At 58.3% G+C, this 8,863-nt stretch carries 5 protein-coding genes and 1 pseudogene; 4 read left to right on the forward strand and 2 right to left on the reverse strand.

What is annotated here, in order from left to right; all coding sequences use genetic code 11:
- Positions 1–1,266, forward strand: a pseudogene (locus ACN0X0_RS22325) (DNA-directed RNA polymerase subunit beta); the annotation flags it as partial.
- Positions 1,267–1,321: 55 nt separating this feature from the next.
- On the forward strand, positions 1,322–5,569 hold the full coding sequence (gene rpoC / locus ACN0X0_RS22330; RefSeq protein WP_417281044.1) for a DNA-directed RNA polymerase subunit beta': 4,248 nt from the start codon (positions 1,322–1,324) through the stop codon (positions 5,567–5,569).
- A gap of 80 nt (positions 5,570–5,649) precedes the next feature.
- On the opposite strand, the gene ACN0X0_RS22335 is transcribed toward rpoC, so the two are convergent.
- Both ACN0X0_RS22335 and ACN0X0_RS22340 read right to left on the reverse strand, forming a co-directional pair.
- The gene (locus ACN0X0_RS22335) at positions 5,650–6,051 is read right to left on the reverse strand and encodes a SecDF P1 head subdomain-containing protein (protein WP_417281045.1); all 402 of its coding nucleotides are present in this window, start codon (positions 6,049–6,051) and stop codon (positions 5,650–5,652) included.
- Positions 6,052–6,096: 45 nt separating this feature from the next.
- Positions 6,097–7,083 carry a glycosyltransferase family 2 protein gene (locus tag ACN0X0_RS22340; RefSeq protein ID WP_417281046.1) on the reverse strand — a complete coding sequence of 329 codons (987 nt, stop codon included), beginning with the start codon at positions 7,081–7,083 and terminating at the stop codon, positions 6,097–6,099.
- A 151-nt stretch (positions 7,084–7,234) separates the two neighbouring features.
- On the opposite strand from ACN0X0_RS22340, the gene ACN0X0_RS22345 reads away from it, so the two are divergent.
- Positions 7,235–8,131 (forward strand): DMT family transporter, encoded by an 897-nt coding sequence (locus ACN0X0_RS22345; RefSeq protein ID WP_417281047.1) that lies wholly within the window; start codon positions 7,235–7,237, stop codon positions 8,129–8,131.
- A gap of 306 nt (positions 8,132–8,437) precedes the next feature.
- A complete protein-coding gene (rpsL, locus tag ACN0X0_RS22350; protein ID WP_008204009.1) occupies positions 8,438–8,809 on the forward strand; it encodes a 30S ribosomal protein S12 in 372 nt (123 codons plus the stop codon).
- The last annotated feature ends 54 nt before the right edge of the window (positions 8,810–8,863 follow it).

The following is an 8,863-nucleotide window of genomic DNA, read 5'->3' on the forward strand; positions in this document are numbered from 1 at the left end:
GTCGAGAAAGACGAACGTTCGCTGCAAATCGAACGTGAGGAAATCGAACGTCTGGCGCGTGACCGCGACGACGAGATGGCCATTCTGGACCGCAACATCTACGCGCGTCTGAAAGACCTGATCATGGGCAAAGTGATCGCGAAGGGTCCGAAAGGCGTCAAAGCCGGTGTGACCGTCGATGACGAACTGCTGGGCATGCTGTCCCGCGGCCAGTGGTGGCAACTCGCCCTCGAAGACGAGGACGATGCAACCATCGTTGAGGCGCTGAACGCTCAGTATGAGGCTCAGAAACGAGCGCTTGAGCACCGTTTCGAAGACAAGGTCGAGAAAGTCCGTCGTGGCGACGACCTGCCGCCGGGCGTGATGAAAATGGTCAAAGTCTTCATCGCCGTGAAGCGCAAGCTTCAGCCGGGCGACAAGATGGCCGGTCGTCACGGCAACAAAGGTGTGGTTTCGCGCGTCGTTCCGATGGAAGACATGCCGTTCCTCGCCGATGGGACGCCCGTTGACTTCTGTCTCAACCCGCTGGGTGTGCCGTCGCGTATGAACGTCGGTCAGATCCTCGAAATTCACATGGGCTGGGCCGCGCGCGGTCTGGGCATCCAGGTGGATGACGCTCTGTCTGAATACCGCCGTTCGGGAGACATGACCCCGGTGCGCGATGCGATGAAATTCGTCTATGGCGAAGAAGTCTACGAAGAGGGCATCGCCGGCATGGACGACGAGCTTCTCATCGAGGCAGCATCGAACATCGTCAACGGTGTGCCGATCGCGACCCCGGTCTTCGACGGTGCGAAAGAGGCCGACATCAACGACGCTCTGCGCCGTGCCGGTTTCGACACCTCCGGTCAGTCCGTCCTCTTCGACGGTCGCACCGGCGAGCAATTCGCCCGTAAGGTGACGGTTGGTAAGAAGTACATGCTGAAACTTCACCACCTCGTCGACGATAAGATTCACGCCCGTTCGACGGGTCCGTACTCCCTCGTCACCCAGCAGCCGCTCGGTGGTAAGGCGCAGTTCGGTGGTCAGCGTTTCGGGGAGATGGAGGTCTGGGCCCTCGAAGCCTACGGTGCCGCCTACACCCTGCAGGAAATGCTCACGGTCAAGTCGGATGACGTGGCCGGTCGTGCGAAAGTCTACGAGTCGATCGTCAAGGGCGAAGACAACTTTGAAGCCGGCGTGCCGGAATCCTTCAACGTGCTTGTCAAAGAAGTCCGTGGCCTCGGCCTCAACATGGAACTCCTGGACTCGGAGGGTGAGGAGTAAGGGCTTCGGCCTTTACCCTCCCTCCCTTTCCGAGACAATCTGAGGAACTCACAAGATGAACCAGGAACTCACAACCAACCCGTTCAACCCGCTGGCGCAACCGTCGACGTTTGACGAGATCAAGGTCTCTCTGGCGTCGCCGGAGCGCATTCTGTCGTGGTCCTACGGGGAGATCAAAAAGCCCGAGACCATCAACTACCGGACCTTCAAGCCGGAGCGTGACGGTCTGTTCTGTGCGCGGATTTTTGGCCCGATCAAAGACTACGAATGTCTCTGCGGCAAATATAAGCGTATGAAATATCGCGGCGTTGTCTGCGAAAAATGTGGTGTTGAAGTCACCCTCCAGAAAGTGCGTCGCGAGCGCATGGGCCACATTGAACTGGCCGCCCCTGTCGCGCACATCTGGTTCCTGAAATCGCTGCCCTCCCGGATCGGCCTCATGCTCGACATGACGCTGCGCGATCTGGAACGCGTGCTTTATTTCGAAAACTACGTGGTGATCGAACCGGGTCTGACGGACCTCTCCTACGGTCAGATGATGACCGAAGAAGAGTACATGGACGCGCAAGACCTCTACGGCATGGACGCATTCGAGGCCGACATCGGCGCCGAAGCGATCCGTAAAATGCTGTCGAACATCGACCTTGAATCCACCGCAGAACAGCTGCGCGAAGACCTCAAGGAAGCGACCGGCGAGCTGAAGCCCAAGAAGATCATCAAACGTCTGAAAATCGTGGAATCTTTCCTCGAATCCGGCAACCGCCCGGAGTGGATGATCCTGACCGTGATCCCCGTGATCCCGCCAGAGCTTCGCCCGCTGGTGCCGCTCGACGGTGGCCGTTTCGCGACCTCCGATCTCAACGATCTCTACCGTCGTGTGATCAACCGGAACAACCGTCTGAAACGCCTGATCGAACTGCGTGCGCCGGACATCATCGTCCGCAACGAAAAGCGGATGCTGCAAGAATCCGTCGATGCTTTGTTCGACAACGGCCGTCGTGGCCGCGTCATCACCGGTGCGAACAAACGCCCGCTGAAATCGCTCTCCGACATGCTGAAGGGTAAACAGGGTCGTTTCCGTCAGAACCTTTTGGGCAAACGCGTCGACTTCTCCGGTCGTTCGGTCATCGTGACCGGCCCGGAACTGAAGTTGCACCAATGTGGTCTGCCGAAAAAGATGGCGCTCGAACTGTTCAAGCCGTTCATCTACTCGCGGCTTGAAGCCAAAGGTCTGTCTTCGACCGTGAAGCAGGCCAAGAAGCTGGTGGAAAAAGAACGTCCGGAAGTCTGGGACATCCTCGATGAGGTGATCCGCGAGCACCCGGTGTTCCTCAACCGCGCGCCGACGCTGCACCGTCTCGGCATCCAGGCTTTTGAGCCCACGCTGATCGAAGGCAAAGCGATCCAGCTGCACCCGCTCGTCTGTTCGGCGTTCAACGCCGACTTCGACGGCGACCAGATGGCCGTTCACGTGCCGCTGTCTCTCGAGGCACAGCTCGAAGCCCGCGTCCTGATGATGTCCACGAACAACGTGCTGTCGCCCGCCAACGGCGCGCCGATCATCGTGCCGTCGCAGGATATGATCTTGGGCCTCTACTACATCACCATGCAGCGTGATGGGATGAAGGGTGAAGGCATGGTCTTCTCCGACATCGAAGAGGTCGAATATGCGCTGACCGCTGGCGAAGTGCACCTGCACGCCAAGATCACCGCACGGATCAAGCAGATCGACGAGCATGGTCAGGAAGTTTGGGAGCGTCACGAGACGACCCCGGGCCGTCTGCGTCTCGGCACGCTGCTGCCTTTGAACGCAAAAGCGCCGTTCGCTTTGGTGAACCAGCTTCTGCGGAAGAAAGACGTGCAGCGCGTCATCGACACTGTCTACCGTTACTGCGGTCAGAAAGAGTCCGTGATCTTCTGTGACCAGATCATGTCCTTGGGCTTCAAAGAAGCGTTCAAAGCCGGCATTTCGTTCGGCAAGGACGACATGGTGATCCCGGAGACCAAATGGCCGATCGTGGATGCAACCCGCGATCAGGTGAAAGACTTTGAACAACAGTACATGGACGGCCTGATCACTCAGGGCGAGAAGTACAACAAAGTCGTCGACGCCTGGGCCAAGTGTAACGACAAGGTCACCGAGGCGATGATGAACACCATCTCCGCGCCGAAACATGACGAGAACGGTGCCGAAATGGAACCGAACTCGGTCTACATGATGGCCCACTCCGGGGCGCGTGGTTCTGTCACCCAGATGAAACAGCTGGGCGGCATGCGCGGCCTGATGGCGAAACCGTCGGGCGAGATCATCGAAACGCCGATTATCTCGAACTTTAAAGAAGGTCTGACCGTGCTCGAGTACTTCAACTCGACCCACGGTGCCCGTAAGGGTCTGTCGGATACCGCTTTGAAAACCGCGAACTCCGGTTACCTGACCCGTCGTCTCGTCGACGTGGCACAGGACTGCATCGTGCGCGAAGTGGATTGCGGCACCGACCGTGCGGTGACGGCGGAAGCTGCTGTCAACGACGGTGAGGTCGTGGCAACTCTGGCTGAGCGTATCCTTGGCCGTGTGTCCGCCGACGACGTGTTGCGTCCGGGCACCGACGAGGTGCTGGTGTCCAAAAACGAGCTGATCGACGAGCGCAAAGCTGATGCGATCGAAGAGGCGGGTGTGGCCTCCATGCGCATCCGCAGCCCGCTGACCTGTGAGGCCGAAGAGGGCGTTTGTGCGGCCTGTTACGGTCGTGACCTTGCTCGCGGTACGCTGGTGAACCAAGGTGAGGCCGTCGGCATCATCGCGGCTCAGTCCATCGGTGAACCGGGCACGCAGCTGACGATGCGGACCTTCCACATCGGCGGCGTGGCTCAGGGTGGTCAGCAGTCCTTCCAGGAAGCCAACCAGGAGGGCAAGATCGTCTTCCGCGAGTCCAACCTGTTGGAAAACAAACATGGCGAGAAAATCGTCATGGGCCGGAACATGCAGCTCGCCATCGTGGACGAGAACGGCGTGGAGCGGGCCTCCTACAAGCTGGGCTACGGCACCAAGGTGTTTGCGGAAGAGGGCAAGACCGTGTCCCGCGGCGAGAAACTCTTTGAGTGGGACCCGTACACGTTGCCGATCATTGCGGAGAAATCCGGTAAAGCGAAATTCGTCGACCTCATCACGGGCCTTTCCGTGCGTGACGAGACCGATGACGCAACCGGCATGACGCAGAAAATCGTGATCGACTGGCGCTCCGTGCCGCGTGGTGGCGATCTGAAACCGGAGATCCTTGTCCTCGGCGAAGATGGCGAACCCATGCGCAACGAAGCGGGCAACCCGGTGACCTATCTGATGTCCGTGGACGCCATCCTCTCCATCGAGGAAGGTCAGGACATTCAGGCCGGTGACGTGGTTGCGCGTATCCCGCGTGAGGGTGCGAAGACCAAGGACATCACCGGTGGTCTGCCGCGTGTGGCCGAATTGTTCGAAGCCCGTCGTCCGAAAGACCACGCCATCATCGCAGAAGTCGATGGCTATGTGCGCTTCGGCAAGGACTACAAGAACAAGCGCCGCATCTCGATCGAACCGTCGGATGAGACCAAGGAAACCGTCGAATACATGGTGCCGAAAGGCAAACACATCCCTGTGGCTGAAGGCGACTTCATCCAGAAGGGTGAGTACATCATGGACGGCAACCCTGCGCCGCACGACATTCTCGCCATCATGGGTGTCGAGGCTCTGGCCAACTACATGATCGACGAAGTGCAGGACGTGTATCGTCTGCAAGGTGTGAAGATCAACGATAAGCACATCGAAGTCATCGTGCGCCAGATGCTGCAGAAGTGGGAAATCTCCGACTCCGGGGACACCACTTTGCTCAAAGGCGAAGCGGTTGATAAGGCCGAGTTCGACGAAGCCAACGCGAAAGCGGAAAGCAAAGGCGGGCGTGCCGCGAAAGGTCAGCCGATCCTCTTGGGGATCACCAAGGCTTCTCTGCAAACGCGGTCGTTCATCTCCGCGGCCTCCTTCCAGGAGACCACGCGGGTGCTCACGGAAGCGTCTGTCCAAGGCAAGCGCGACAAGCTGGTGGGTCTCAAAGAGAACATCATCGTGGGCCGCCTGATCCCGGCCGGTACGGGTGGCGCGACACAACGCGTCCGTCGCATCGCCGCCGAACGCGACAGCGTGGTGATCGAAGAGGCCCGTGCAGAGGCCGAAGCCGCCGCCCAACTCGCCGCTCCGGTGATGGACACGGACACGAGCTTTGGCGACGACACGCTGGTCGTGGACACGCCGGAAGGCTCCTCTGACGATTAAGTCGATCTGATATGAAATGAGAAAGGCCCTGCGGAAACGCGGGGCCTTTTGAGTTTTAAAGCAGCTTTAAAAAACGCGGCTTAATTTTGAGGGCAGTCCGCCTTTCCTAGAAGGATCGATCTAATCCGTTTGGCCTCATCTTGGTCAGGAGCCGTAATTTGGAACATCCCACCGTAAATTGCGCTATGCAGATAAGGTGACACAACCGTCACGCCACAGACCCGAACATCTATGGTTTCGCCAACGCGGTCTTGGCTAAACGACCCAAATTCCTGCGCTGCTTCGTCATCAAGTTTGATAGAAATGACGTATTGGGTATCGTTTGTGTATTGGTCCTCATTGCTGAGAAGCTTCGTGCTCTTAATTTGGTCGGAGAAAACAACCAGTGAGGATGTATCTTCTGCCACGAATGAGATTGCAGGATTTGAGGGTGTGCACCCTGAAATGACTGCGACGAATAGAAACGGTAGAATGCTACGCATAAGATTTCCTGAGGTTTAATCGACATGTGACTGTCGCGAAGGGTCTTATATGTACTGCTGATGATGCTGCCAGCGCGAATCTTCTTTTGCGTCAAAACCATGCACCACCGCCAACCGCTCGAGGTAATCCACGCAACATAGATGATGCAGGCGAAGCACATCGGGCAGGGCGGTCAGCTCCGCATGGGCCGCATCGAACCGAGCCGCATATTTCAACGCGCTTTGATCCTCTGTGTCATTGCGATTTTTGCTGTTGAAAAAGCTTGAGGTATAGCGGTTCTTGTTCGCTGCCGATGAGGGCGTGCCCTTTTTCAACGCATAGCTTTCGCGCGTGCGCGTGGCGTAGTGGTTGAGCTGGGCATAGTCATGGGTGATCCATTGCGCGCCGGTTTTCATGATCGGGCTGTCTTTCGGATGATAGCTCCGCATGGTGCGGCCATCGCAGCGTTTCAGGAGATTGGGCGCCACGCCCCAACGCCCTTCGCCACGCCAGCCTTTCGGGGAATGGATGCCGATGCGCCAGAATTCCGTTGGCTCCCGGACCAATGTCTTAAAGAAAGCATTGCCCGGGTGGAGGCTTTCGGAGGCGAGGGTAAAGCGGCGATGGGTCGGCACATCGTCCCATGAGAAATAGCCGCTGTCGCCAAAGCAACGCCAATGGATGCCGATGGCATGGGTTTGCGCCATGTCGAACGCATCGAACAGATCTGGCAACAGGCCGTCGCCTTTGTGGATCACGAGAAACTCGTCCACGTCGATGTTGAACACCCACTCCGCCGCCCGGACGCGCGGGTGTTCGGACATCTGTTTCAGGTAACTGCGTTTGACGGGCAGATCGGGGTCAGGCGTATAGGCAACGGCCGTGAGGAGGCCCGCCGTATCGAGCGCCTGCAACAGTGCCGGGGAATGGTCGTCGCAATCGTTGCAGAACACCACAAGATGATCAAAACCCAACATGCGATACCAGGCGACCCATTCCAAAATGAACGGCCCCTCGTTGCGCATGGTCGTGGTGACGAGACGCTCTTTCACGGCTTGGTCTTTGTCCTCTGAACTCCGGGGTCAAACATGACAGCCACTATGCATGCTGTCTGTTTGTGGGCAAGCCCGACGCGAGCCCTCTTCACGTCCCCCCTTCACGTGGCGCAAAAGCGATGATAGCGGAGAAGGGAAAGGGGCAAGCATGCTCAATCTCTTGTCGAAATTGCCGGACAATACGCGCGGGGCGGTGATCATGTCGCTGTCGATGGCGGCCTTTACCACCAACGACAGTTTCATGAAGGGTGCCTTGGCGGAGGTGCCTTTGTTTCAGGCGCTGTTCCTGCGGGCCTCATTGAATTTCGTCATGCTCTTTGCCGTGCTCGCGCCGATCATCGGCCCGGTGCGGTTCAATTTGTCGCGTCAGGATTGGACGCTCGTTGTCATCCGCTCGATGGCCGAGGTGGGGGCCGCGATGTGTTTCCTGACGGCGGTCAGCCATATGCCCTTGGCCAATGCCACCGCGATCATGCAGACCATGCCTTTGTCGATCACCATCGCCGGTTGGATGCTGTTCCGCGATCCTCTGGGCTGGCGCCGGATGGTGGCGATTGGCGTGGGGTTCGCGGGCGTGTTGTTGATCGTTCAGCCGGGCACGGATGGGTTCAGCGGTTATGCGCTCTTTGCGGTTCTGGCGATGCTCTGCGTCACGCTCCGGGACATCATCGTGCGCAAGATGCATCATAGCGTACCCAATTCGACGGTGACCTTCGGGGCGATCACTGCCGTCTGGATCTGCACCGGGATTGCGTCGATTGGACAGGGCTGGGCGCCGATGGATCTAAAGGCCGGGGCGCAGATTTTCGGCTCGGCGGCCTTCCTGATCGTGGGCTATGTCTCCTCTGTGGCCGTGATGCGGGTGGGGGAAATGTCTTTCGTCTCGCCATTTCGCTATACGGCGCTGGTCTGGGCTTTGCTGATCGGGCTTTTTGCCTTTGGCGAATGGCCGAATGGCTTGGCTTTTGCGGGCGCTGCGATTATTGCGGGGACAGGGATTTACACCGTCCTGCGTGAGGCGCGTCTGCGGCGACGCGGGGGATAACGGCGCATCAGACCACAATCCCGGCGCGAGTGTTGACAAGCGCTTCGACTCTCCATATACGGCGAGCCATCCGGCACCAGGGGGACGTCCCCGCCCGCCGACTTCTAAATCGTAGTGATCAAGATCAGGGCAATTTAAGGCGCACTGATCCTCTGGGAACTCACCGCGTCGTTCACCTCGGAATGGGAACGATTGCGGGTTTTCGTGCTATTTGGACGCAAGTGGCACATCGAACATCGTAATCGCCCCGGAACGGCCATCTTGGTCATGCCGAGGTTCACAAAAATCTAGGAACGGGATACCCCTATGCCAACGATTCAACAGCTGATCCGCAAACCGCGTCAGCCCAAACGTAAGGTCTCCAAGTCGCAGCACTTGGAGCAATGCCCCCAGAAGCGCGGCGTCTGCACGCGCGTCTACACCACCACCCCGAAAAAACCGAACTCCGCTATGCGGAAAGTTGCGAAGGTGCGCCTGACCAACGGTTTCGAGGTCATTTCTTACATCCCCGGTGAAAGCCACAACCTTCAGGAGCACTCCGTGGTTCTGATCCGTGGCGGCCGTGTGAAAGACCTTCCGGGTGTCCGTTACCACATCCTGCGTGGTGTTCTGGATACCCAGGGCGTCAAAGACCGTAAACAGCGTCGTTCGAAATACGGCGCTAAGCGTCCTAAATAAGGAGATCACGGAATGTCCCGTCGTCACGCCGCTGAGAAGCGCGAAGTTCTGCCC

It is taken from the genome of Celeribacter sp. (genome assembly GCF_048270365.1).
Lineage (GTDB): Bacteria > Pseudomonadota > Alphaproteobacteria > Rhodobacterales > Rhodobacteraceae > Celeribacter.